We start from the raw sequence: 23,953 nt of genomic DNA on the forward strand, positions 1-23,953 counted from the left end.
GCCTGCTGGAGCGTACTGACGCCTCAGAAGATGATCTCGCCGGACTTCCGGCGCGACCGGAGCAGCTGGATCGCCTCGTCGAGGATGACCTCCGCCTCCTTGTCGGAGCGGCGCTCCTTCACGTAGGCGAGGTGGGTCTTGTAGGGCTCGATCTTCGGTGCCGGCGGCGCGTTCTCCGAGTCGAGGCCGGCGGGCAGGCCGCACTTGGGGCAGTCCCACGAGTCCGGGACGGACGCCTCGACGGAGAAGGTGATCACCGAACGGTGGTCGTTCGCACAGAAGTACGTGACCGCCTGACGAGGCGCGGCCTCACCGCGCTCGGCCTCGCCCATCGGACCCGCACCGACGCGACTACCGCGGATCGCGTTCCCACCACCAGCCAACGGATTCTCTCCTCAAGCCCTCGGACGACCCGGTGCCCGGGTCGGTTGCAAAGCGATCTGTGCTGTCAGTTCTGATAGGCGAGCAGGAGGCCCAGCGCGATCACGCAGGCGAACCAGATCACGCCGATGCCGACCGTGAACCGGTCGAGATTGCGCTCGGCGACCGAGGATCCGCCGAGCGAGCTCGACACACCGCCACCGAACATGTCCGAGAGACCACCGCCGCGACCCTTGTGCAGGAGCACGAGCAGGATCATGATCAGGCTCGTCACGATGAGCAGCACAGTCAGAAGCGTCGACACGCCAGGAATCCTACGTCAGGCCCGGTGCTAGGACAGCACCGGCATGTCGTAGAACCGGCAGATTCCCCCGAACTCGTCGGCCTCCAGGCTCGCGCCACCCACGAGAGCGCCGTCGACGTCGGCCTTGGCCATGATGCCGGCGACGTTCGCGGCCTTCACCGAGCCGCCGTAGAGGATCCGGACGGCGTCCGCCGCCTCGTCGCCGTGGCTCTTGCGGACCTGCTCGCGAATGGCCGCGCAGACCTCCTGCGCGTCGTCGGGGGTGGCGACCTCGCCGGTGCCGATCGCCCAGACCGGCTCGTAGGCGATGACCAGTCCGGCGACCTGCTTCTTGGTCAGGCCGTCGAGGGAGCCCTCGACCTGGGCGTTGGTGAACTCGACGTGCTCGCCCGCCTGGCGGACCTCGAGGCCCTCGCCGACGCACACGATGGGCGTGATCTTCTCGGCCAGGGCCGCCTTGGCCTTGGCGTTGACGACCGCGTCGGTCTCGGCGTGGTACTGACGTCGCTCGGAGTGGCCGACCACGACGTACGAGCACCCCAGCTTGGCGAGCATCGCCGCCGAGATCTCGCCGGTGTAGGCACCGCCGGCGTGCTGGGAGACGTCCTGGGCGCCGTACCGGATGGAGAGGCGGTCGCCGTCGATCAGCGTCTGCACCGACCGGATGTCGGTGAAGGGCGGGATCACCGCGACCTCGACCTTGCCGTAGTCGTGCCGCTTGTCGGACAGCGTCCACGCCAGCTTCTGCACGAGCACCACGGCCTCGGCGTGGTTGAGGTTCATCTTCCAGTTGCCCGCCATGAGCGGGGTGCGCGCAGCCCCGGTGGTTGAGCTTGTCGAAACCATCAGTCCTCCAGAACCGTGATGCCGGGGAGTTCCTTGCCCTCGAGGTACTCGAGGCTCGCACCGCCGCCGGTCGAGATGTGGCCGAACGCGGCCTCGTCGAACCCGAGGGTGCGTACGGCGGCCGCGGAGTCGCCGCCGCCCACGACCGAGAGGCCGTCGACCTTGGTCAGCGCCTCGGCGACGGCCCGGGTGCCCTCGGCGAAGGCGGGCTGCTCGAAGACGCCCATCGGGCCGTTCCAGAAGACCGTCCGCGCGTCGGCGAGCGCGGCCGCGAAGGCCTTGCCGGACTCGGGACCGATGTCGAGGCCGAGGCTGTCGGCCGGGATGGCGTCGGCAGCGACGACGCGGGCCGAGGCCTCGTCGCCGAAGCTGTCGGCCACGACGATGTCGGTGGGCAGCACGATCTCGACGCCGAGCTCCTTCGCGCGGTCCTGGTAGGCGCGCACGGTGTCGAGCTGGTCCTCCTCGAGCAGGCTGTTGCCGACCTCGAGGCCGTCGGCGCGCAAGAAGGTGAACACCATGCCGCCGCCGATGAGCAGCTTGTCGGCCTTGCCGAGAAGGTTGTCGATCACGCCGAGCTTGTCGGAGACCTTCGACCCGCCGAGCACGACGACGTACGGGCGCTCCGGGTCCACGGTGAGGCGACGCAGCACCTCGACCTCGGCTGCGACCAGGCCGCCCATGGCGTGCGGGAGGCGCTGCGCGACGTCGTACACGCTGGCCTGCTTGCGGTGCACGACACCGAAGCCGTCGGACACGAAGGCCCCGTCAGCACCGGCCAGGCCGGCGAGCTGGTCGGCGAAGGCACCGCGCTCGGTGTCGTCCTTGCTGGTCTCGCCGGCGTTGAACCGGACGTTCTCGAGCAGCGCCACCTGGCCGTCCTGCAGTGCGGTCACGGCCTCCCGGGCCGAGGCGCCGACGGTGTCGGTCGCGAAGGCGACGGGGGCGCCGAGCAGCTCGCCGAGGCGGGCGGCCACGGGCGCGAGGGAGTAGGCCGGGTCCGGCTCGCCCTTCGGCCGGCCGAGGTGCGCCATGACGACCACGCGGGCGCCGGCGTCGGCCAGCGCCCGGATCGTCGGGACGCTCGCCCGGATCCGGCCGTCGTCGGTGATCCGGGTGCCGTCGAGCGGCACGTTGAGGTCCGAGCGGACCAGGACCCGCTTGCCGCTGACACTGTCCAGGAACTCGCGGCGAAGGCCGTTGAACTCAGTCACGGGGTCAGAGCGTAGTGCCCACGTGCGTGATCAGGTCGGCCAGCCGGTTGGAGTAGCCCCACTCGTTGTCGTACCAGCCCGCGACCTTGACCTGGTTGCCGATCACCTTCGTCAACGGCGCGTCGAAGATGCACGAGGCCGGGTTGGTCACGATGTCGGAGGACACGATCGGGTCGGTCGAGTAGACCAGGTAACGGCCGTCGGCAGCCGCCTTCACGATCGCGTTGACCTCCTCCACACTCGTCTCCCGCGACGCCTCGAAGGACAGGTCGGTCAACGAGCCCGTCGGGGTCGGGACCCGCAGCGCGTAGCCGTCGAGACGCCCCTTGAGCTCGGGCAGCACCAGCCCGATCGCCTTCGCCGCACCCGTCGAGGTCGGGATGATGTTCAACGCCGCCGCCCGGGCCCGGCGCAGGTCCTTGTGGATGTTGTCCTGCAGGTTCTGGTCCGCGGTGTAGGCGTGCACCGTGGTCATCAGACCCTTCACGATGCCCAGGCCGTCGTTGAGCGCCTTGGCCATCGGCCCCAGGCAGTTGGTCGTGCACGAGGCGTTCGAGATCACCGTGTGCACGGCCGGGTCGTAGGCCTCGTGGTTGACGCCCATCACGATCGTCACGTCCTCGTTCGAGGCCGGCGCCGAGATGATCACCTTCCTCGCCCCGCCGCCGTCGACGTGCGCCCGCGCCTTGGTGGCGTCGGTGAAGAACCCGGTCGACTCGACCACGACGTCGACCCCCAGCTCGCCCCACCGCAGCGCGGCCGGGTCCCGCTCGGCCGAGACCTTGATCTCCGCATCGCCCACCACGATCACGCCGTCACCGGCATGCACGTCGGCATCCAGCGGCCCCAGGATCGAGTCGTACTTCAGCAGGTGGGCCAGGGTCGCGGTGTCCGTCAGGTCGTTGACACCGACGATCTCGATGTCCGCACCACCCGCGCGCACCGCGCGCAAGAAGTTGCGGCCGATCCGACCGAAGCCGTTGACGCCTACACGAACAGTCACTGCGAACCTCCTGGGAGAGCGGGACCTTCTCGGTCCTCCGACCCTATCCCGCAGGCCGCAACCGCGTCAGGGTCGCGCGCGGGGCCGGCTCAGGCGTCGCCGGCGAGCATCTCGGGCGTCAGCGACGCCTCGGTGTCCGGTACGCCGAGCTCCTCGGCCCGCTTGTCGGCCATGGCCAGCAGCCGGCGGATCCGGCCGGCGATGGCGTCCTTGGTCAGCACCGGGTCGTGCAGCTGACCGAGCTCCTCGAGCGAGGCCTGCTTGTGCTCGAGGCGCAGCTCGCCGGCCATCTTCAGGTGGTCGGGGACCTCGTCGCCGAGGATCTCCATGGCCCGGTGCACCCGGGCGCCGGCGGTGACGGCGGCGCGGGCGGAGCGGCGCAGGTTGGCGTCGTCGAAGTTCGCGAGCCGGTTGGCGGTGGCCCGGACCTCGCGCCGCATCCGGCGCTCCTCCCACGCCATCAGCGTCTCGTGGGCGCCGAGCCGCGCGAGCAGCTGGCCGATGGCGTCGCCGTCGCGGATGACCACCCGGTCCACGCCACGCACCTCGCGGGCCTTGGCCTGGATGCCGAGGCGGCGGGCGACGCCGACGAGGGCGAGCGCGGCCTCGGAGCCGGGGCAGGTGACCTCGAGGGACGAGGAGCGGCCGGGCTCGGTGAGCGAGCCGTGGGCCAGGAACGCACCGCGCCAAGCGGCCACGGCGTCGCAGGCGCCACCGGACACGACGGCGGGCGGCAGGCCGCGGACCGGGCGGCCGCGCTGGTCGAGCAGGCCGGTCTGGCGGGCCAGCGCCTCGCCGTCCTTGACGACCCGCACGATGTAGCGGCTGCCCTTGCGCAGGCCGTTGCCCTGCACCATGACGACCTCGGAGCCCTGGCCGTAGATCTCGGAGATGTCCTTGCGGAGGCGGCGTGCGGCCGCACCCGTGTCGAGCTCGGCCTCGACGACGATCCGGCCGCCCACGATGTGAAGCCCGCCGGCGAAGCGCAGCATCGAGGCGACCTCGGCCTTGCGGCAGCAGACCTTCGTCACCGGGATGTTGGCGAGCTCCGCCTTGACCTGTGCCGTCATCGCCATAGGGGCGATCCTCCCACGCGGGTCAACAACCCCACTCGGCGCTGCCGAAGACGTGGGCGTACGCCGTGGCGAGCCTCACGGGATCGTGCCGCGGCGTCCCGTCGCCGATCGCCAGGTCGTCGAGGACGAGCCGGGCACCGAGGGCCGCGACCGTCTCCTCGAGCTCGGCGAGGTCGTCGGCGACCGAGGTGCGGTCGGCCAGCACCACGTCGATGCCCAGGTCCGGGGCGTGCTCGGCGAGAACGGCCAGGTGGTCGGCCGGCCCGAAGCCGCCGGTCTCGCCGGCCTGCTCCTCGAGGTTGAGCACGACGACCACGCGGGCGTCGGTCGCGACGAGGGACTCGCGCAGCCGCGGGACGAGCAGGTGCGGCAGCACGCTGCTGAACCACGAGCCGGGCCCGAGGACCACCCAGTCGGCAGCGCCGATCGCGTCCAGAACCGCGGGACTCACCTCCGGGTCTGCGGGCTCGAGGGCGATCGCGGCGATCACGCCGTCGGTGGTGGCGACCTCGACCTGTCCCCGCACCGCGGTGAGGGCGTCGGGATCGCCGGCGACCAGGCCGCGCACCTCGGCGGTGATGTCCATCGGCGTCATCGCCATCGGCAGCACCCGGCCCTTGGCGCCGAGCAGCCGGCCGACCCAGTCGAGGGCGTCGACGTGGTCGCCGAGCAGCTCCCACAGGCCGACGATGAGCAGGTTGCCGACCACGTGGCCGCGCATCTCGCCGTCGCCCTCGAAGCGGTGCTGCAGCACCTTCGCCCAGGTGTCGCCCCACTCGTCGTCGCCGCACAGCGCGGCCAGCGCCATCCGCAGGTCGCCGGGCGGCAGCACGCCGAACTCGCCACGCAGCCGGCCCGACGAGCCGCCGTTGTCGGCGACGGTGACCACGGCGGTCAGCTCGTCGACGGTCAGGTCGTCGACGAGGTGGCGCAGGGCGCTGAGGGAGGCGTGCAGGCCGTGCCCGCCGCCGAGCGCCACGACCGCCTGCGCGCGCTCACTCACGGCCCAGGTCGCGGTGGATGGCGCGGGCGACGTACCCCTGCTCCCCCAGCCGGCGGGCGATCTCCTCGGTCATCGCCACGCTGCGGTGCTTGCCGCCGGTGCAGCCGATCGCGACCCGCATGAATCGCTTGCCCTCGCGCAGGTAGCCCTCCGCGACCCCGGACAGCAGGGGGACGTAGGCATCGACGAACTCGGCGGCACCCGGCCGGCCGAGGACGTACGCCGACACCTCGGCGTCCTGCCCGGTGCGGGGTCGCAGCTCGGGGACCCAGTGCGGGTTGGGCAGGAACCGCATGTCGGCGACGTGGTCGGCATCGACCGGGATGCCGTACTTGAAGCCGAAGCTGATCACCGAGACCCGCAGCTGCGTCGTCTCGCGGGTGCCGAAGGACTCCGCGATCCGGTCAGTGAGCTGGTGCACGTTGAGGCTGCTGGTGTCGATGACCAGGTCGGCCTCGGAGCGCAGGTCGGCGAGGACGCCGCGCTCGCGCTGGAGCCCGTCGAGGAGCCGGCCGCCCCCCTGCAGCGGGTGCGGGCGCCGCGCGGCCTCCTGGCGGCGGACCAGCACGTCGTCGGTCGCGTCGAGGAAGACCAGGGTGGTGACCCGGCCGGCGACGCCGTGGGCGATCGCGCTGCGCAGGCCTTGGAAGAAGGAGCCGGACCGGACATCGACCACGACCGCGACCGGCTGGGCCGGGCCGTGGCTCTCGTCGACGAGGCGGACCACCTCGGGCAGCAGACCGGGCGGGAGGTTGTCGACGACGAAGAAGCCGAGGTCCTCGAGCTCCTTGGCCGCGGTGCTGCGGCCGGCACCGGTCATGCCGGTGACGACCACGAGCTGACCGTGCGTCTCATCCATGGGCGTCATTGTGCCCAGTTCCGCCGTCGAGGGCCTCCTTGATGGCGGTGGCCGTGCGCGGCCCCACCCCGGGGACGGCGGCGATCTCCTCCACGGTGGCGGCACGCAGCTTGCGCAGCGAGCCGAAGTGGCGCAGCAGCGTCTTGCGGCGTACCTCCCCCAGGCCTGGTACGTCGTCGAGCAGGCTCTCGACCATCGACTTGGAGCGGCGGTTGCGGTGGTGCGTGATGGCGAACCGGTGGGCCTCGTCGCGGATCCGCTGCAGCAGGTAGAGACCCTCGGAGGTGCGCGGCAGGATGACCGGGTCCTCCTCGCCCGGCACCCAGACCTCCTCGAGCCGCTTGGCGAGGCCGCAGACCGGGATGTCGTCGATGCCGAGCTCGTCGAGCGCCCGCTGGGCCGCGGCCACCTGGGGCGCACCGCCGTCGACCACGACCAGGCCCGGCGCGTAGGCGAACTTCCGCGGCCGGCCGGTGTCGGGGTCGACCAGCATCGGGCCGGTGCCGGCGTCGGGGTCGCCGGGTCGCAGCTCCGAGCGCGCCTGCTCGTCGAGCAGCCGGCGGAACCTGCGGGTGATCACCTCGTGCATCGCCTTGACGTCGTCGGAGCCGTCCTGGTCCTTGATCACGAAGCGGCGGTACTCCCCCTTGCGCGCCAGGCCGTCCTCGAAGACCACCATCGACGCGACGATCTCGGTGCCCTGGATGTGGGAGACGTCGTAGCACTCGATGCGCAGCGGCGCCTCGTCGAGCTCCAGCGCCTCCGCGATCTCGCCGAGCGCGATGTTGCGGGTGGTCAGGTCGCTGGCCCGCTTGGTCTTGTGCAGCGCGAGTGACTCGGTGGCGTTGCGGGCCACCGTCTCCTGCAGCGTCCTCTTGTCGCCGCGTTGCGGGACCCGGATCTCGACCTTCGCGCCACGCAGGTCCGAGAGCAGCTGCTCGAAGGTCGCGTGCTCGGCCGGGAGGGCGGGCACCAGGATCTCCCTGGGGACGGCGTCGCGGACGTCCTCGGGCGCGACGCCGGCGTACAGCTGGAGCAGGAAGTCCTCGACCAGGGCGGCGGTGTCGCCGTCGTCGGTGCGGTCCGCGACCCAGCCCCGCTGGCCGCGGATGCGGCCACCGCGCACGTAGAACACCTGCACCGCGACCTCGAGCGGGTCCTCGGCCAGCGCGATCACGTCGGCGTCCGAGCCGTCGCCGAAGACGACGGCCTGCTTCTCCAGCGCCTTGTTCATCGCGCCGAGGTCGTCGCGCAGCCGCGCGGCCTTCTCGAAGTCGAGGGCGTCGGACGCGGCGTACATCTCCTGCTCGATGCGCCTCATGAACGGACGCGTGCGCCCGGCCATGAACTCGCAGAAGTCGTCGACGATCGCCCGGTGGTCCTCCGGCGTGATGTTGCCGACGCAGGGCGCCGAGCACTTGTCGATGTAGCCGAGCAGGCAGGGCCGCCCGATCTGGCTGGACCGCTTGAACACGCCGTTGCTGCACGAGCGCATCGGGAAGACGCGCAGCAGGATGTCGACGGTCTCGCGGATGGCCCAGGCGTGCCCGTAGGGGCCGAAGTAGCGAGTGCCCTTGCGCTTCGCGCCGCGCCCGACCATCACCCGCGGGAACTCCTCGGACACGGTGACCGCGAGCCACGGGTAGGACTTGTCGTCGCGGTACTTCACGTTGAACCGCGGGTCATACTCCTTGATCCAGGAGTACTCCAGCTGCAGCGCCTCGACCTCGGTCCCCACGACCGTCCACTCCACCGAGGTCGCGGTCGTGACCATCGTGGCGGTGCGGGGGTGCAGGTTGCCGATGTCCTGGAAGTACGACGACAGCCGGGCGCGCAGGTTCTTCGCCTTGCCGACGTAGATCACCCGCTGGTTGCGGTCACGGAACCGGTAGACCCCCGGCTGGGTGGGGATCGAGCCGGCCTTCGGCCGGTAGCTCAGCGCGGGTGACACGCCCACAACCCTACGGAGCGGCGCCGACACCTCCTTATTCGCGTTAGTCGCGTGCTTTACTACAGTTATGCGATGTCGGGACGCCTACGACTACGAGCTCACCACCGGCCCCCTGGCCGCCGACGCCTACGTCGGCGGGATCCGCGACCTGCTGCGGCTGCGCTCCGGCGCCGCCGACCGGATCGCCGCCTCCGTCGCCCTCGACCCGACCTTCGCCGTCGGGCACGCGGCGCTCGCGCTGCTCGGCCACGAGATGTGCGTCGAGGTCGACATCGCGGCCCGGCTCGCGGACGCCCGGCTGCACGCCGCGCGGGCGAGCGAGCGCGAGCGCAGCCACGTGCACGCGATCGAGCGGCACCTGGTCGGCGACCCGGCGCCGCTGGTGGCCCACCTGGCGTCGTACCCGAGGGATGCGCTGCTGCTCTCGGTCGCCATGCCGACCATCGCGTTCGCCGGCGTCACCGACGTCCCCGAGCAGGCGTGGCGGATCGCGGAGGACGCGGCGCCGGCGTACGGCGACGACCCCTGGATCACCGGCCTGATGGCGTTCGTGCGCCAGGAGCAGCGTCGGTTCGACGACGCGATGGAGCTCTCCTGCCGCTCCCTGGCAGCCGAGCCTTCGGGCGGCCACGCGGCCCATGCCCGGACGCACGCCCACTACGAGACGGGCGACCACGCGGCCGGGCTGGCGTGGATGGACGGCTGGATCCTCGGCGACGGTGCCTCGACCGACAGCCTCACCCACTTCTCCTGGCACGCCGCCCTGCACGAGCTGTCGATCGGCGACCTCGCAGCGGTCCGCGCGCGGTACGAACGCCAGCTCCAGCCGCGGCAGGCGGTCGGCTGCCGAGCACTCGTCGACAGCGGGTCGCTGCTGTTCCGTTGGGCGATCACCCCGGACGCCACCGACGTGCCTCCGCTCGCGGAGGTCGTCGCCGTCACCGGCCGCGACGTGCTCGAGCGGCCCGGGACGGCGTTCCTGGGCCTGCACGCGGCGGTCGCGCTGCTGGCGACCGGCGACCGGGCGGGCTTGCGGGACCTGGCCGCCTGGTGCGCCCACCACCCGAGTCCGACGCACCGCGAGGTGGTCGCTCCGCTGGCGACGGCGCTGGGCCTGCTCGCGGCCGGTCGCTCCTCGGCCGCCGCCGACCGGCTCGCGGCTCTGGCGTCGTCGACGTGGCGACTCGGCGGGTCGGACGCCCAGCGCGAGATCGTCGAGGAGGCTCGGATCGCGGCGCTGCTCCGCGCGGGCCGGTACGACGAGGCGCGGCAGGTCCTCGACGCGCGGCTCGACCGCAGGGTGTCGCCGAGGGATCGCGCGTGGCGCCGGTCGGCCGCCGATCAGGCGGCGAGGATCTTGTTGCCCTCGACCTTGATGTCGACCTTCGCCAATGCCGACGGCGCCGGGCCGCCCTCGACCGCACCGGTGGTCGCGGAGTAGGACGAGCCGTGGTTGGCGCAGTGGATGGTGCCGTCCTCGACCGAGGTCACCAGGAGACCCTGGTGGGTGCACACGGCGCTGAACGCGTCGTACGTCCCCGCGGTGGGCTGGGTGATCACGACCTTCTGGTCGGCCAGGATGATGCCGCCCCCGACCGGGACCTCCGACGTGGACGCGAGCTCGGTGCCGGCGCTCACCTTCGTCTTCGTCGAGCCGCCGTCGCTGCCGGCGCACCCGGCCAGGGCGGCGGCGACACCGAGGGCGCCCAGGCCGGAGAAGACGATGCGGCGGCTGGCGCGGACCTCACCGATCGTCGTACGCGGCGTCATGCGCGCTGCACCTGCCCGTCGACGACGCTGACCGCGACCGCGGCGAGGGGACCGCTCGCCGGACCGCTCTCCACGGACCCGTCGACCGCGGAGAACAGGCTGTTGTGGCACGGGCAGTGGATCGAGCCGTCGCTCACCGAGCCGACCAGACAGCCTTGGTGGGTGCACAGCGCCGAGAACGCCTTGTAGTCGCCCGCGGTCGGCTGGGTCACCACGATCTCCTCGGCCTTGAGGACCACACCACCGCCGACCGGCACGTCGGCCGCGGCGACCAGGCCGGTCGCGCCCCCGGTCGCAGCGCCGGCGTCGGCGGTCGTGGTCGCTGTCGTCGGCGCCGTCGTGGGCGCGGCCGAGGTGGGGTCAGGGGTCGTCGCCGGGTCCGTGGCGGCGGTCGAGTCGTCGCCGCAGGCCGCCAGCAGGGGGACGCCGACACCGAGGGTGGCGGCGCCCGCGAGGGCCCGTCTCCTGCTCACCGAGGAAGTCATGGGCGTCAGGCTACGGTCCGCTCCTGAGAGCGACCTATGAGCCCGCCCTCGCCGCGCTCTTCTTCGCAGGTGCCTTCTTGGCGGGCGCCTTCTTCGCTGCCGTCTTCTTGGCGGCGGCCTTCTTGGCCGGTGCCTTGACCGCCGCTGCCGGGGCCCGCTTGAGGCCCGTCGGCTGGCGCGCGGAGCGTCCCTCGAGCAGCGGCCTGAGGAAGGCGCCGGTGTGGCTGCCCGCGGTCGCCGCGATGTCCTCGGGCGTGCCCTCGGCGACCACGGTGCCGCCGCGGGAGCCACCCTCGGGACCCATGTCGATCAGCCAGTCGGCGGTCTTGATGACGTCGAGGTTGTGCTCGATGACCAGGACGGTGTTGCCCTTGTCGACCAGGCCGGACAGCACGCCGAGCAGCTTGCGGATGTCCTCGAAGTGCAGGCCGGTGGTCGGCTCGTCGAGCACGTAGACCGTGCGCCCGGTGGACCGCTTCTGCAGCTCGGCGGCGAGCTTGACCCGCTGCGCCTCGCCACCGGACAGCGTGGTCGCCGGCTGCCCGAGCCGGACGTAGCCCAGCCCGACCTCGGTCAGTGTGGTCATGTGCCGCGCGATCGCCGGCACGGCGGCGAAGAACTCCTGCGCCTCCTCGATCGGCATGTCGAGGACCTCCGCGATGGTCTTGCCCTTGTAGTGCACCTCCAGCGTCTCGCGGTTGTAGCGGGCGCCGTGGCAGACCTCGCACGGGACGTAGACGTCCGGCAGGAAGTTCATCTCGATCTTGATCGTGCCGTCGCCGGCGCACGCCTCGCAGCGGCCGCCCTTGACGTTGAACGAGAACCGGCCCTGCTGGTAGCCGCGCATCTTCGCCTCGGGCGTCTGCGCGAACAGCTTGCGGACGTGGTCGAAGACGCCGGTGTAGGTCGCCGGGTTGGACCGCGGGGTGCGGCCGATCGGCGACTGGTCGACGTGGATCACCTTGTCGACGTGCTCGAGGCCGGTGATCCTCTGGTGGCGTCCGGGGATGGCGCGGGCGTTGTAGATCTGCTTGGCCAGCGAGGTGTAGAGGATGTCGTTGACCAGCGTGGACTTGCCGGAGCCGGACACGCCCGTGACCGCGGTGAAGACGCCGAGCGGGAATGCGACGTCGACGTTCTTCAGGTTGTGCTCGCGGGCGCCGATCACCTTGAGCTCGCGGCCCTTGGTCCGCGGACGGCGGATGGCGGGCACGGGGATCTCGCGACGACCGGAGAGGTACTGCCCGGTCATCGAGTCGGGGTGCTCGAGCAGGTCCTTGACCGTGCCTGAGTGGACGACCTGGCCGCCGTGCTCGCCGGCACCGGGCCCGATGTCGACGATCCAGTCGGCGACCCGGATGGTGTCCTCGTCGTGCTCGACGACGATCAGGGTGTTGCCGAGGTCCTTGAGCCGGACCAGGGTCTCGATCAGCTTCTGGTTGTCTCGCTGGTGGAGACCGATGGACGGCTCGTCGAGGACGTAGAGGACGCCGACCAGGCCGGCGCCGATCTGGGTCGCGAGCCGGATCCGCTGGGCCTCACCGCCCGACAGCGAGCCCGAGGGCCGGTCGAGCGAGAGGTAGTCGAGGCCCACGTCGAGCAGGAAGTTGAGCCGCTCCTGGATCTCCTTGAGCACCCGCTCGCCGATCTGGCGCTCGCGCGGCGACAGGTCGAGGTCGGCGAGGTAGGCGGCGGCCTCGTTGATCGGCAGTGCGCAGACCTCGGCGATGTTCTTGCCGCCGCGTCCGTCAGCACTGTCGCGGGCGCCGAGGGTCACCGACATCGACACCGGCTTGAGCCGGCTGCCGGCGCACACCGGGCACGGGACCTCGCGCATGAAGCCCTCGAACCGCTCCCGGCTGGTGTCGCTCTCGGCCTCGCGGTGGCGGCGCTCGACGTACGTGCGCACGCCCTCGAAGTCGGCGTAGTAGGAGCGCTCGCGGCCGTAGCGGTTGCGGGTGACGACGTGCACCTTGGTCGGGTGGCCCTCGAGGATCGCCTTGCGGGCCTTGGGCGTGAGCTGCTCCCACGGCGTGTCGACGTCGAAGCCGAGCTCCTCGCCGAGCGCGATCAGCAGCCGGCCGAAGTAGTCGGCGACGTGGGCGTGGCTCCACGGCTGCAGCGCACCCTCGGCCAGGGTCGCGGTCGGGTCGGGGACGACCAGCTCGGGGTCGACCTCCATCCGGGTGCCGAGGCCGGTGCAGGCAGGGCAGGCGCCGAAGGGCGAGTTGAACGAGAAGGAGCGCGGCTCGAGGTCGTCGGTCTCGATCGGGTGGTCGTTGGGGCACGCCATCTTCTCGGAGAACTTGAGCTCCTGGCCCCCGGGCTCGGTGCTGTCCACGAGGTCGAACACGACCAGTCCACCGGCCAGGCCGAGCGCGGTCTCGACCGAGTCGGTGAGCCGGCGCTTGGCCGACTCCTTGACCGCGAGCCGGTCGACGACGACGTCGATGGTGTGCTTGTACTTCTTGTCGAGCGTGGGCGGGTTGTCGAGGTTGTGCGTCTCCCCGTCGACCCGGGCCCGGGAGAAGCCCTGGGACTGCAGCTGACGGAACAGCTCGACGAACTCGCCCTTGCGGCCGCGGACGACCGGCGCCAGCACCTGGAACCGGGTGCCCTCCTCGAGCGCGAGCATCCGGTCGACGATCTGCTGCGGCGTCTGCCGCTCGATCGGTGCGCCGCAGGTCGGGCAGTGGGCGCGGCCGGCCCGGGCGTAGAGCAGACGGAGGTAGTCGTAGACCTCGGTGATCGTGCCGACGGTCGAGCGGGGGTTCTTGGACGTCGACTTCTGGTCGATCGAGACCGCGGGCGAGAGGCCCTCGATGAAGTCGACGTCGGGCTTGTCCATCTGGCCGAGGAACTGTCGGGCGTAGGCCGACAGCGACTCGACGTAGCGCCGCTGGCCCTCGGCGAAGATCGTGTCGAACGCGAGGCTGGACTTGCCCGAGCCGGACAGGCCGGTGAACACGATGAGGGAGTCGCGGGGAAGGTCGATCGAGACGTCCTTGAGGTTGTGCTCGCGTGCCCCACGGATGATCAGCTGATCGGTCACTACCGGTCCCTCTTGAGAGTCTCGACGTCTTCGAACAAGTGTTCGCCATCGTACGCCGGCGGGCAAGCCGCGACGCACAGGGAACAGCCTCTCACCCGGCACCGACACCCGCCCTGTTCGCGCAGGCCGGGATGTGGATGATGGGGGCGTGACCTCCCCCACCTCCACCCTCGCCGCCGCCACCGACCGGCTCCTCGCCACCGCCCGCGCCCTGCCCGCCGCCGACTGGGCCGCCCCGTCGCTGTGCACCGGCTGGAGCCGCGGCCACGTGCTCGCCCACCTCGCGCTCAACGCCGAGAGCCTCGCCGGGGTTCTCCGCGGCATCCGCGACGGTGCTCCGGCGAGCATGTACTCCTCCGACGAGGCGAGGGACGGCGACATCGCCGTGCTCGCCACCGCGCCCCCGCAGGAGGTCCTCGCGCGCCTGGTCGCCGGGTCCGCGAGCCTCGCCGCGGTGCTCGACGTCGCCGCCGGATTGGCCCCGGGCACGACCTTCGAGCGCACCCCCGGCGGACGACTGATGTCCGCCAACGCCGTACCGCACCTCCGGCTGAGGGAGGTGGAGATCCACCACGCCGACCTCGGCGCCGGCTACTCCGCCTCCGACTGGCCACCGAGCACCGCGATGACGTTCCTGCACGACGATGCCGAGCGGTACGACGGCCCCGGCTTCCACGTCGTCGCCACCGACGAGCCCGCCCGCTGGGCCTTCGGCTCCCCCGCCGCCGACGCCCCGACCGTGAGCGGCCCGCTCGGCGCCCTCGCCTGGTGGGCGACCGGCCGCACCGCGGCGCCAGTAGTCTCGAGCACGACCGGAACGCTGCCGAGCCTGGAGGGACGATGAGCTACACCGGAGAGGTCACGGTCGGCGGTCCCGCCGACGTGCGCGAGCTGGCCGGGCTGACCATCACGAAGGTCGCCGTCGACGAGAAGATGTCGAACAACTGCTACCTGCTGCGCTGCACCGACACCGGCGACCAGGTCCTCATCGACGCCGCCGCCTCGCCCGAGGTGCTGCTCCCGCTCATCGGCGCGGACGGGCTGTCGGCCGTCGTCACCACCCACCAGCACTGGGACCACCACCGGGCGCTGGCCGACGTCGTACGACAGACGGGGGCGGAGGTCGTCGCGGGTGAGCCCGACGCCGACGCCATCACCGAGCAGACCGGCGTCCCGGTCTCCCGGCGCGTCACCGACGGCGACAGGGTGCCGGTCGGCTCCTGCGAGCTCGAGGTCATCCGGATCACCGGCCACACCCCCGGCTCGATCTGCCTGCTCTACCGCGACCCCGCCGGGCATCCCCACCTGTTCACCGGCGACTCCCTGTTCCCCGGCGGCGTCGGCGGGACCTTCGGCGATGCCGATGCGTTCGTGTCGCTGATCGGGGACGTCGAGACGAAGCTGTTCGGCGCGCTGCCGGACGACACGTGGTTCTACCCGGGCCACGGCAACGACTCGCAGCTCGGCGTCGAGCGGCCGCACGTCGCGGAGTGGCGCGAGCGGGGCTGGTAGGCCCGAGGTGCGCCACCCTCAGGCGGCGTAGCCCTCCGCGAGGACGATCGCGTCCTGCGCATGGAGCAGGTACTCGGCTCGGGTGATCGCGGTGGTGCCGCCGCCGGTGACGAGTCTGTAGAGGCCGTGGGGTGTGCCCCAGATCCACTTGTCGGGTCCGAGCTGCATCACCGTGTAGCCGGGCACGTGGGTCTTGGCCCGGTGGTGGTGCCGGGCGAGCGGGGTGTCGTTGTGGTCGCCGGTCTGGCCGGGTGGTCCGTGCTTGTCGTACGGCGTGGTGTGGTCGTGATCCGGTGTCCGGCCGTGTTTCGCGAAGAGGCCGGTGGCGTGGGGGAACACGTCCCCGACCGTGCGTAGCCGGGTGCGCTGTTTGATGTCGGTGGGGTGTTCGTAGCCGTTGACCGAGCGTCCGGTGTGCAGGTCGATGACGGGCTGCACGGTGATGGTCGTGTGGCGACCCAGGAGGTCGCTCACCTGGGTGAGGAGTCGTGGGCCGAGGCTCTCGACCCGGGCAACGGGTCCGAGGGCGCCGGTGTCGTCGAGCGCGACGTGGACAACGATCTCCGCGGACCGGCGGGGGTCTCGTGACGGTTGCTGCGCAACCTCCTCGACCTCCGAGGTGCCCGGGGTGTCGTCGATGCCGTGGAGGAACGCGAGGACGGCGGCGGGGTCGGCGAGCATCGCGAACGCCTCGGCCCGCCAGTGCTCCATCGACAGTGGTTCGGCGCCCTCGGGGACGTCGGCGTGCTCGGCGAGGGCAGCCGCGAGGTCGTCGACCGTGTGCTGGTGGGCGAGGGCGTCGGCCTCGTCGAGCCGGGCGAACACGGTCCCGATACCGGCAGTGTTGACCGCATCGTTGTCGTCGGCCTGGGAGCCCGGGCGGGGCTTGGGGTACCAGGCACCCTTGTCGTTCTGGTTCTTGTCGATCCGGGTCTGATGAGCGGTGGGGTCGGCCTCGATCACCTTGGCCTCGGCGATGGCAAGGATCCGCGACGGCGACTGGTCCAGAGCAGATGCGACGGCGGTATCGACGAGCGCAACTTGGTGGCGGTCGAGCGCGCGGGACATCCGTGCGACCCGCCGCACCACCCACACTTCGCACCGGCCGGACTTCACGCCTTCCCATACGGCGGGGAGGCGGTGGCGCAGGTCGAACGCATCGGCCAGCGCGCCACGGGTCGCGAGCACGTGCTCGTGCCGGGCGATCGCCATCTCCACCAGCGCGAGGTCGGCGACCTCCGGAGTCCCGTCCCCACCCAACGAGATGAGCCGCGGTCCACCGAACCTCACTGGTACCGCGCCGGGCTCGACCTGCGGGTCACCGGAGTGCAGGTCGGCCCACGCGAGCAGCAGCTCGAGCTGCCGGACCTCGGCCTTCCGCCGATCCCGGACGCCGTCCTCGGCCGCGCGGAGCAGCTGCTCCGGCGTGGCATCCGAGAGGTCCGAGATCAGGCGGTTTCAATCGGCTGTTGCAACTCCATGCGGGAAAGTGGAGGTTGCGCGGATGGCAGGAAAGCGTTTGACCGCTGAGAAGCGGTCGGTGATCGAGCGGGGTTATCGAGTTGGTCTGCCGCAGCGGACGATCGCAGCGTTGGTGGGGGTACATCCCTCGACGATCTCGCGTGAGCTGCGTCGACACCGGGCTACCGGGTACGGGTCAAGGTCGGTGCGAGGCCGGATCGCGCGCGGCGGCGGCAAGGGCTACCGGAATCGATATGACGCAGCCTCGGCCCAGGAGTTCGCCGATCGGCGGGCACGTCGGCGGTGCCGGCGCCGGCTTGACCATGGCCCGTTGCGGGAGAAGGTCTGGGAACTGCTGCGGGCCGACTGGTCCCCGCAGCAGATCGCGGCGATGCTGCCGGTGATGTTCCCCGATGACGAGGCGATGCGGGTGTCCCACGAGACGATCTACCAGGCGCTGTTCGTTCAGACCAAGGGCCAGCTCAAGCGGGAGCTCACACAGCACCTGCGTTCGAAGCGGATGCAACGAAAGCCGCAGGCCAGTGCCGCAAAACGCAGCAGCATCCGACTCAGTGATGATGTGCTGATCAGCGCACGTCCCGCCGAGGTAGAAGACCGCGCTGTACCTGGGCACTGGGAGGGTGACCTGCTGATGGGCGCCAAGGGCAAGGGGTCGATCATCACATTGGTGGAGCGCTCGAGCCGGTACGTGCTGCTGGCCCCGATCCCCGGCCGGCACACCGCCGAGACGACCCGGATGACGCTGGCACAGTTGATCGCCACGCTGCCCACCGACCTGGTGAAGTCGATCACCTGGGATCGCGGCACCGAGATGGCCGAACACGCCAGGTTCAAGGTCGAGACCGGTGTGAGCGTCTACTTCTGCGATCCCTACTCGCCTTGGCAGCGCGGCAGCAACGAGAACACCAACGGCCTGCTCCGCCAGTACTGGCCCAAGAGCTCTGACCTGACTGGAGTCACTCAGACCGAGTGCGACGACGTGGCGCTGCGGCTCAACACCCGGCCCCGCATGACGCTCAACTGGCAAACTCCCGGACAGGTGCTCAACGAGGCACTCGTTGCAACAGCGGGTTGAGTCCGCCTCATGCACCCATTCTACTAGAACATATGTTCGACTCCAAGAGGTTGGAGGAGACTTTCGCCTTGTTTCTAGGGGTTTCCGACCGTGCAGACCGCATCCCGACCGGGGAACCCGGCGACCTCCCGACCGTCTTCGTCGCTGCTCTTCGGAACGCGACCGGCTACGTACCCGAGGCCCGCGGACAGTTGCCACGTACGGCCCCGGTGGTCTCGTGACGGTCGCTGCGCGACCTCCTCGACCTCCTGGCGGGAACCGCAGGCCGACCGCAGAACCCGGCTCCTACGGACCTTCGTCGTTGCTGCGCCTTACCGCACTGTGCCGGCTATGCAGCCGAAGCCCGCGGACAGTCAGCGCGGATTGCCCGGAGGTTCCGAGGCTCGTCGCGGGCGCTCCTCGCACCGCAACCACCGAGACGGAAGGATGAGGACATGCCTGGACCGTCCCACGACGCCCCGACCGGACCCGCTGAGGAACAGGTCGCCCTGTACGGCGCCGACGGCCGCCCGACCGGCGAGTCGGTGCCGCGCTCACAGATGCGGGCCCGGAACCTGCGCCACGCGGCGACCCTGGTCGTGGTGCGCAACAGCGCGGGCGAGGTCTACGTCCACCGGCGCACCGACACCAAGGACGTCTTCCCCGGCTGCTATGACTTCGCGGCCGGCGGGGTCCTCCAGGCCGGCGAGGACCCGTACGACGCCGCGGTGCGCGAGGCGGCCGAGGAGCTCGGGGTCACCGGTGTCGACCTCCAACCGCTGGGCGAGGACGACTACACCGACGCGCACACGTCGTACCACGCGTTCGCCTACACCTGCGTCTACGACGGCCCGATCACCTGGCAGGCCGAGGAGGTCGCCTGGGGCGAGTGGGTGAGCGTCGAGCGGCTGCGGGAGATGCTGGCGACGCGGGAGTTCGTGCCGGACACCGTGGCGGTGCTGGGCGCGTGGCTTCACGGCGTGGAACCGCTGTGGGAGTCTCGGGAGGTGACCACCGTGACCTCGCTCGCCACCGCCATGTTCACCGTCGCCGACCAGGACGCCGCCGTCGCGTTCTACACCGGACCGCTCGGCTGGGAGCTGCGCTCGGACCTCGCGTTCGGCGAGGGCGAGGCCGCCGGCCGATGGGTGGAGGTCGCGCCGCCGGGATCGGTCGCGGTGCTGGCGCTCAACGTCGCCTGGGACGGTTCCGCGCCGGGCGGGGGCGCCGTCGGCGTGGAGGCGACGGACGTCCGCGGGGAGCGGTCCCGCCTCTCGCACGAGGGGGTCGTCGTCGGCGAGCTCATGGGCGGCGAGGGCCCGGTGCCGCTGATGTTCTCCGTCGCCGATGCCGATGGCAACACGGTCTGGGTCGTCGAGGCGCAGCCCCTCACGCCGGGGGCGTGAAGCCGGCCCGGGCGCGGGCGACCTCCTCACGGGTCACACAGCCCGTGACGTGGTCGTTGACCAGCCCCATCGCCTGCATGAACGCGAACGCGGTGGTCGGCCCGACGAACCGCCAGCCGCGCTTCTTGAGGTCCTTCGACATCGCGACGGCGGCGGGCGAGGTGGTGAGGGTCTGCGGGTCGCCCAGCTCGGACAGGGGCGGCTCGAAGCCCCAGAAGTACGCCGCCAGCGAGCCGCGCTCCTCGACCAGGTCGAGCGCGCGGCCGGCGTTGTTGATCACCGCCTCGATCTTGCCGCGGTGCCGCACGATCCCGGCGTCGGCGAGCAGCCGGGCGACGTCGGCCTCGTCGTAGCCCGCGACCACGTCGAAGGCGAAGCCCGCGAAGGCGGCGCGGAAGGCGGGACGCTTCACCAGGATGGTGCGCCAGCTCAGGCCGGACTGGAAGCCCTCGAGGCTGACCTTCTCGAACAGCCGCTGGTCGTCGACGACCGGGAAGCCCCACTCCGTGTCGTGGTAGGCGGGGAACTCCGGGGCGCTGACGGCCCACGGGCAGCGGGGCAGGCCGTCGGGACCGGGCACAGCAGTCATGCCGAGACCCTCCCACGACCCACCGACACGCCCTACAGTCCCGTCATGGCGTTCACTGCGCGGCAGGTCAGGGCCATGGGCCTCATCGCCGACACCTTCGCCCCCGGTGGCGACGGCGTCCCGGCCCCGACCGAGGTCGGCGCCCACGAGCTGGCGCTGCGGATCGCGGAGGCGAACCCGCGCACCGGCGAGGTACGTCAGCTGCGGGCGCTCCTCGACGCGTGGGACAGCCGGGCGCTCGGACTCGCCCTCACCGGGCGCCCCCGCCGCTTCTCCGAGCTCGACCAGGCGGCGCGCGAGCAGGTCCTGCTGTCGCTGTCCGACAGCCGCGTGGGCGCGAAGCGGGTGCTCTTCCAGGGCCTGAAGACCGCGAGCCTGCTCCCCTACTTCATGACCGGCGGCCAGGCACTGTGGGACGAGATGGGCTACCCGGGCCCGCTCGGGGTCCGCGCCGACCCGCCGACACCGGTGGTCCGGCCGATGCCGCTGACCCACGACACGACGATGAGCTGCGACGTGGTCGTGGTGGGCTCGGGTGCCGGCGGCGGTACGGCGGCCGGGGCGCTCGCGGCCGCCGGGCTCGACGTCGTCGTGCTGGAGGCGGGCGGCCTGCACGACGAGCGGCACTTCGACGGCAGCGAGGAGACCGGCTTCCTCGAGCTCTACGCCCTGAGCCCGCAGTCGACGGCGGAGGGCCAGGTGGCGCTGCTGGCCGGGCGGGGCCTCGGCGGCGGCACCGTCGTGAACTACTCGACGTCCTTCCGCACACCCGACCGCGTGCGCGAGGAGTGGGCCGGGCACGGCGTACCCCAGTTCGCCACCGGTGAGTACACCGCCTCGATGGACGCCGTGTGCACCCGCCTCGGCGTCAACACCGACCACGACAAGGCTGCCCCGCGCGACGCGATCCTCGAGCGGGGCGCCCGGGCGCTGGGCTGGGACGTGGCCGCGATGCCGCGCAACGTGGTCGGGTGCGACCAGGACGTCGAGTGCGGCCGGTGCGGGATGGGCTGCCGGCTCGGCGCCAAGCAGTCCACGGCGAAGACCTGGCTCGAGGACGCGGCCCACGCGGGCGCCCGGATCTGCACCGGTGTCACGGTCCGCACCGTCACGACGAGCTTCGGGCGCGCGACGGGGATCGAGGGCGTCACCGCGGACGGCCACCGGGTCCAGGTCCGCGCCCGCGCCGTCGTGGTCGCGGCGGGCGCGATCCAGACCCCGGCACTGCTCCAGCGCAGCGGGCTGACCAACCCCAACATCGGCCGCCACCTCCGCCTGCACCCCGCCACCGCCGTCTGGGGCCGGATGGAGGAGCCTGTCGACGGATGGGTGGGCGCCATGCAGAGCCGGTACGTCGATGCGCTCACCGACCTCGACGGCGACGGGTACGGCGTGCTCTTCGAGACCGCCCCCTTGACGCCGGCGTTCGGCACCGGCTTCGTCAACTGGCGCGGCGCCGAGGACTTCCGGCGCCGCATGAACGAGCTGCGGCACACGCTGGGCGTCGCCGTGATCGTGCGCGACCGCGACCCGGGCGGCACCGTGCAGGTCGACCGGCACGGCGAGCCCGTCGTCCGCTACCGGCTGTCCCCGCGCGACACCGACCACCTGGTCCAGGGCCTGGTCGGTGGCGCCCGGATCGCGGAGGCCGCCGGCGCCCGCTGGATCGCCTCGACCCACCACCGCACGGTCAGCTACGAGCCGGGCGTCCGCGGCTCCGCCACGACCTTCGAGCAGGACCTGCGCGCGGCCGGTGCTGCGCCCGCCACCCTCGCCCTCGCCGCGCTCCACATCATGGGCTCCGCACGGATGGGCGGCTCGCGCGACACGTCCGCGGTCGACCCGGACGGACGCACGTGGGAGGTCGAGGGGCTGTACGTCGCCGACGGCTCCTGCTTCCCGACCGCCTCCGGCGTCAACCCGATGATCTCGATCGAGTCGATCGCCCACATGACCGCGACCAGGCTCGCCGCCCGGATGCGCTGAGGCAGCGATGTAACGCACGGGCCGGTCAGCGACATGTACCGGGTGACGAACGATTCGACCAACGAAAAGGAGCGTCACCCATGACTCTCGCCCGTACCGCCGCCGCCGCGGCCGTGCTCGCCCTCGGCTTCACCGTCGCGCCGCTGACCGGCGCCGTGGCCGCGCCGCCCACCGACGCCCCCTGCGCGAAGCAGCAGGCGCAGCTCGACAAGGCCGAGGCCAAGCTCGAGTCGCTGACCGCGAAGCTCGCCGCCAAGAAGGAGGCCGTCGCCGAGGCGAAGGCCGAGGTCAAGGCCTCCGACACGGCCCAGGAGAAGCGCAACGCCAAGGCCGAGCTCGCCACGGCCAAGGAGAAGAAGCAGCACGTCCAGAAGGCCAAGAAGTTCCAGGTGCAGCGCGTCGAGCACGCGCAGGCGCGCCTCGACAAGTGCCTGGCCGCCCAGCCGGCCACCCCGGCCCCGACCGCCTGAGGCCGGTAGCCACACAGACGGACGGCCGCCGGCTGCATCCTAGGGGGGTGCAGCCGGTGGCCGTTGTCGTCTCTAGGAGTAGCTCACCTTCACGGTGTCGGTCAAGGGCACCGACTGGCAGCCCAGGCGGATCCCGTCCTCGAGGTCGTCGTTGTCGAGCACGTCGTTGTAGACCATCTTGACGTCGCCCTCGATCAAGCGGATGGCGCAGGCCGAGCACTCACCCTCACGGCAGGAGTACGGCGCCTTGACGCCCTTCGACTCCAAGAAGTCGAGCATCTTGGTGCGCGGGTCCCAGTCGTCGAAGGTGTACTCCTCGCCGTCGAGCTCGACCTCGAGCTTGACCGGGCCGGCCGGGGCGTCGGCGAAGACCTCGGCACCCGGGCCGTCGTCGTCGGACTCGGCGAGGGCGATCTCGGCCTCGACGGCCTGCAGCTCCTCGAGGTCGCCGAACGGGTTGCCGCCCAGGGAGACGAACTTCTCCTGGTGGCGCAGGCTGCGGGGCACCTCGAGGTCCTTGAGGACGGTGGTGACCATCTTCATGAACGGCGCCGGGCCGCAGACGAAGGAGTCGAAGCCGCCGTACTGCGACGCGAAGGCCTTCATCTGGGCCTCGGTCGGCAGGCCCTGGACGGACTCGAGCCAGTGGATGACCTGCAGGCGCTCGGGGTTCTCGGCGGCCAGGCGGGTGAGCTCGGCGGCGAAGATGACCGACGACTCGTCGCGGTTGGCGTAGAAGACCACGATCTGGCCCTTGCCGTGCGCGAGGGCGGTGCGGGTGATCGACATGATCGGCGTCACGCCGGAGCCGCCGGCGAAGAGCAGCAGGTCGGCGTCGATCGAGGCCGGGGTGAAGATGCCGGACGGCGGGAGCACGCGCAGCGTGTCGCCCACCTCGAGGTTGTCGCAGATCCAGTTGGACGCGTACCCCTCCGCCGTGCGCTTGACGGTGACGGTGAGCGGACCGCCGTCGTGGGGGCTGCTGGAGAGCGAGTAGCACCGCGCCGCGATCCCGGTCCGGTCGCTGGGCACCGCCACGGTCAGGAACTGGCCGGGCTTGTAGTCGAACGTCTCCTCCTGGCCCGCGGGCACGGCGAAGCTGATCGACTTCGCGTCGGCGGTCTCCTCGACCACACCGACGACGTCCAGCACGAAGGACTCGATGTCCACGAAACTCCCACTCCTCGAACAGATGGCTCAGTAGCCGTCGTACGCGCCGACCGGGACATCTCCGGCCCGGACGGCGTCGTCGATGCTAGCCATCAGCCGCGTGCACGGCTTGTGCACGTCCCGTCCGCCGGGACGCTGATCTCGTCGCACGAACTCTTGACACGCCGACCTCGCCTCTGCGCTCCACTGCACGGAGGTCTGGTGGTCGCTGTTCTTCTTGACCCGCACCCGCGCCAGGCAGTCCAGGCAGGCCACGTCGACCAGCCGGTCCTCCGTGTAGCGCCGCAGGTCGTCGAGGGTCTCCTCGCTGGTCGGGACGAACGATGCCATCGCGCGTCGC

Annotated in this window: 23 protein-coding genes; 7 read left to right on the forward strand and 16 right to left on the reverse strand. The window is 71.4% G+C overall.

Going from position 1 to position 23,953, the window contains the following annotated elements; all coding sequences use genetic code 11:
* Positions 1-23: 23 nt before the first annotated feature.
* From QI633_RS13945 to uvrC, 9 genes are all read right to left on the reverse strand, one after another.
* Positions 24-383: an RNA polymerase-binding protein RbpA gene (locus QI633_RS13945; RefSeq protein ID WP_141007576.1), complete on the reverse strand. Its 360-nt coding sequence runs from the start codon at positions 381-383 to the stop codon at positions 24-26.
* A 65-nt stretch (positions 384-448) separates the two neighbouring features.
* Positions 449-685 carry a preprotein translocase subunit SecG gene (gene secG / locus QI633_RS13950; protein ID WP_141798638.1) on the reverse strand — a complete coding sequence of 79 codons (237 nt, stop codon included), beginning with the start codon at positions 683-685 and terminating at the stop codon, positions 449-451.
* 27 nt (positions 686-712) lie between these two features.
* A complete protein-coding gene (gene tpiA / locus QI633_RS13955; RefSeq protein WP_282426129.1) occupies positions 713-1,531 on the reverse strand; it encodes a triose-phosphate isomerase in 819 nt (272 codons plus the stop codon).
* Positions 1,531-2,745, reverse strand: coding sequence for a phosphoglycerate kinase (locus QI633_RS13960; protein ID WP_282426130.1), 1,215 nt, complete (start codon positions 2,743-2,745; stop codon positions 1,531-1,533). The genes tpiA and QI633_RS13960 overlap by 1 nt, the downstream gene beginning before the upstream one ends.
* 4 nt (positions 2,746-2,749) lie before the next feature.
* On the reverse strand, positions 2,750-3,748 hold the full coding sequence (gene gap, locus QI633_RS13965; RefSeq protein WP_282426131.1) for a type I glyceraldehyde-3-phosphate dehydrogenase: 999 nt from the start codon (positions 3,746-3,748) through the stop codon (positions 2,750-2,752).
* 89 nt (positions 3,749-3,837) lie between these two features.
* Complete coding sequence (gene whiA, locus QI633_RS13970) at positions 3,838-4,824, reverse strand: DNA-binding protein WhiA (RefSeq protein ID WP_141798635.1); 987 nt, start codon at positions 4,822-4,824, stop codon at positions 3,838-3,840.
* 22 nt (positions 4,825-4,846) lie between these two features.
* Positions 4,847-5,827: a uridine diphosphate-N-acetylglucosamine-binding protein YvcK gene (gene yvcK, locus QI633_RS13975; protein WP_282426132.1), complete on the reverse strand. Its 981-nt coding sequence runs from the start codon at positions 5,825-5,827 to the stop codon at positions 4,847-4,849.
* On the reverse strand, positions 5,820-6,686 hold the full coding sequence (gene rapZ / locus QI633_RS13980; protein ID WP_222117816.1) for an RNase adapter RapZ: 867 nt from the start codon (positions 6,684-6,686) through the stop codon (positions 5,820-5,822). The genes yvcK and rapZ overlap by 8 nt, the downstream gene beginning before the upstream one ends.
* Entirely contained in the window at positions 6,679-8,637 is a 1,959-nt protein-coding gene (uvrC, locus tag QI633_RS13985; protein WP_141798633.1) for an excinuclease ABC subunit UvrC, read from the reverse strand. The genes rapZ and uvrC overlap by 8 nt, the downstream gene beginning before the upstream one ends.
* 67 nt (positions 8,638-8,704) lie before the next feature.
* On the opposite strand from uvrC, the gene QI633_RS13990 reads away from it, so the two are divergent.
* Entirely contained in the window at positions 8,705-10,078 is a 1,374-nt protein-coding gene (locus tag QI633_RS13990) for a pyridine nucleotide-disulfide oxidoreductase (RefSeq protein WP_282426133.1), read from the forward strand.
* Here QI633_RS13990 and QI633_RS13995 read toward each other — a convergent pair.
* Genes QI633_RS13995 through uvrA form a run of 3 tightly spaced genes read right to left on the reverse strand, consistent with a single transcriptional unit; the run spans position 9,979 to position 13,944 of the window.
* Positions 9,979-10,407 carry a Rieske (2Fe-2S) protein gene (locus QI633_RS13995; protein ID WP_282426134.1) on the reverse strand — a complete coding sequence of 143 codons (429 nt, stop codon included), beginning with the start codon at positions 10,405-10,407 and terminating at the stop codon, positions 9,979-9,981. The genes QI633_RS13990 and QI633_RS13995 overlap by 100 nt on opposite strands.
* On the reverse strand, positions 10,404-10,892 hold the full coding sequence (locus tag QI633_RS14000; RefSeq protein ID WP_282426135.1) for a Rieske (2Fe-2S) protein: 489 nt from the start codon (positions 10,890-10,892) through the stop codon (positions 10,404-10,406). The genes QI633_RS13995 and QI633_RS14000 overlap by 4 nt, the downstream gene beginning before the upstream one ends.
* A gap of 34 nt (positions 10,893-10,926) precedes the next feature.
* The gene (gene uvrA, locus QI633_RS14005) at positions 10,927-13,944 is read right to left on the reverse strand and encodes an excinuclease ABC subunit UvrA (protein WP_141798630.1); all 3,018 of its coding nucleotides are present in this window, start codon (positions 13,942-13,944) and stop codon (positions 10,927-10,929) included.
* 148 nt (positions 13,945-14,092) lie between these two features.
* Here uvrA and QI633_RS14010 point away from each other — a divergent pair, with 148 nt between their 5' ends.
* Together QI633_RS14010 and QI633_RS14015 are read left to right on the forward strand one after the other, a co-directional pair.
* Positions 14,093-14,788, forward strand: coding sequence for a maleylpyruvate isomerase family mycothiol-dependent enzyme (locus QI633_RS14010; protein ID WP_282426136.1), 696 nt, complete (start codon positions 14,093-14,095; stop codon positions 14,786-14,788).
* Complete coding sequence (locus QI633_RS14015) at positions 14,785-15,456, forward strand: MBL fold metallo-hydrolase (RefSeq protein ID WP_282426137.1); 672 nt, start codon at positions 14,785-14,787, stop codon at positions 15,454-15,456. Before QI633_RS14010 ends, QI633_RS14015 begins: the two co-directional genes overlap by 4 nt.
* 18 nt (positions 15,457-15,474) lie before the next feature.
* Here the strand turns inward: QI633_RS14015 and QI633_RS14020 are convergent, their stop codons facing one another.
* Complete coding sequence (locus QI633_RS14020; RefSeq protein ID WP_282426138.1) at positions 15,475-16,716, reverse strand: hypothetical protein; 1,242 nt, start codon at positions 16,714-16,716, stop codon at positions 15,475-15,477.
* 244 nt (positions 16,717-16,960) lie between these two features.
* On the opposite strand from QI633_RS14020, the gene QI633_RS14025 reads away from it, so the two are divergent.
* Positions 16,961-18,013 (forward strand): IS30 family transposase, encoded by a 1,053-nt coding sequence (locus QI633_RS14025; RefSeq protein ID WP_282426139.1) that lies wholly within the window; start codon positions 16,961-16,963, stop codon positions 18,011-18,013.
* Positions 18,014-18,447: 434 nt separating this feature from the next.
* Positions 18,448-19,398 carry an NUDIX domain-containing protein gene (locus QI633_RS14030; protein WP_282426140.1) on the forward strand — a complete coding sequence of 317 codons (951 nt, stop codon included), beginning with the start codon at positions 18,448-18,450 and terminating at the stop codon, positions 19,396-19,398.
* Here QI633_RS14030 and QI633_RS14035 read toward each other — a convergent pair.
* Complete coding sequence (locus QI633_RS14035; protein ID WP_282426141.1) at positions 19,382-19,987, reverse strand: DNA-3-methyladenine glycosylase I; 606 nt, start codon at positions 19,985-19,987, stop codon at positions 19,382-19,384. The two genes, QI633_RS14030 and QI633_RS14035, sit on opposite strands and share 17 nt — an antisense overlap.
* Positions 19,988-20,032: 45 nt before the next feature.
* On the opposite strand from QI633_RS14035, the gene QI633_RS14040 reads away from it, so the two are divergent.
* Together QI633_RS14040 and QI633_RS14045 are read left to right on the forward strand one after the other, a co-directional pair.
* Positions 20,033-21,973, forward strand: a complete 1,941-nt coding sequence (locus QI633_RS14040; RefSeq protein WP_282426142.1) for a GMC family oxidoreductase — start codon at positions 20,033-20,035, stop codon at positions 21,971-21,973.
* Between the two features lie 80 nt (positions 21,974-22,053).
* Positions 22,054-22,443 carry a hypothetical protein gene (locus tag QI633_RS14045; protein ID WP_141798624.1) on the forward strand — a complete coding sequence of 130 codons (390 nt, stop codon included), beginning with the start codon at positions 22,054-22,056 and terminating at the stop codon, positions 22,441-22,443.
* Positions 22,444-22,515: 72 nt separating this feature from the next.
* Here QI633_RS14045 and QI633_RS14050 read toward each other — a convergent pair whose 3' ends face one another.
* Entirely contained in the window at positions 22,516-23,613 is a 1,098-nt protein-coding gene (locus QI633_RS14050) for a ferredoxin--NADP reductase (RefSeq protein ID WP_282426143.1), read from the reverse strand.
* 27 nt (positions 23,614-23,640) lie between these two features.
* Positions 23,641-23,943: a hypothetical protein gene (locus QI633_RS14055; RefSeq protein WP_141798622.1), complete on the reverse strand. Its 303-nt coding sequence runs from the start codon at positions 23,941-23,943 to the stop codon at positions 23,641-23,643.
* Between the last annotated feature and the right edge of the window lie 10 nt (positions 23,944-23,953).

The sequence above is a fragment of the Nocardioides sp. QY071 genome, assembly GCF_029961765.1.
Classification (GTDB): domain Bacteria; phylum Actinomycetota; class Actinomycetes; order Propionibacteriales; family Nocardioidaceae; genus Nocardioides.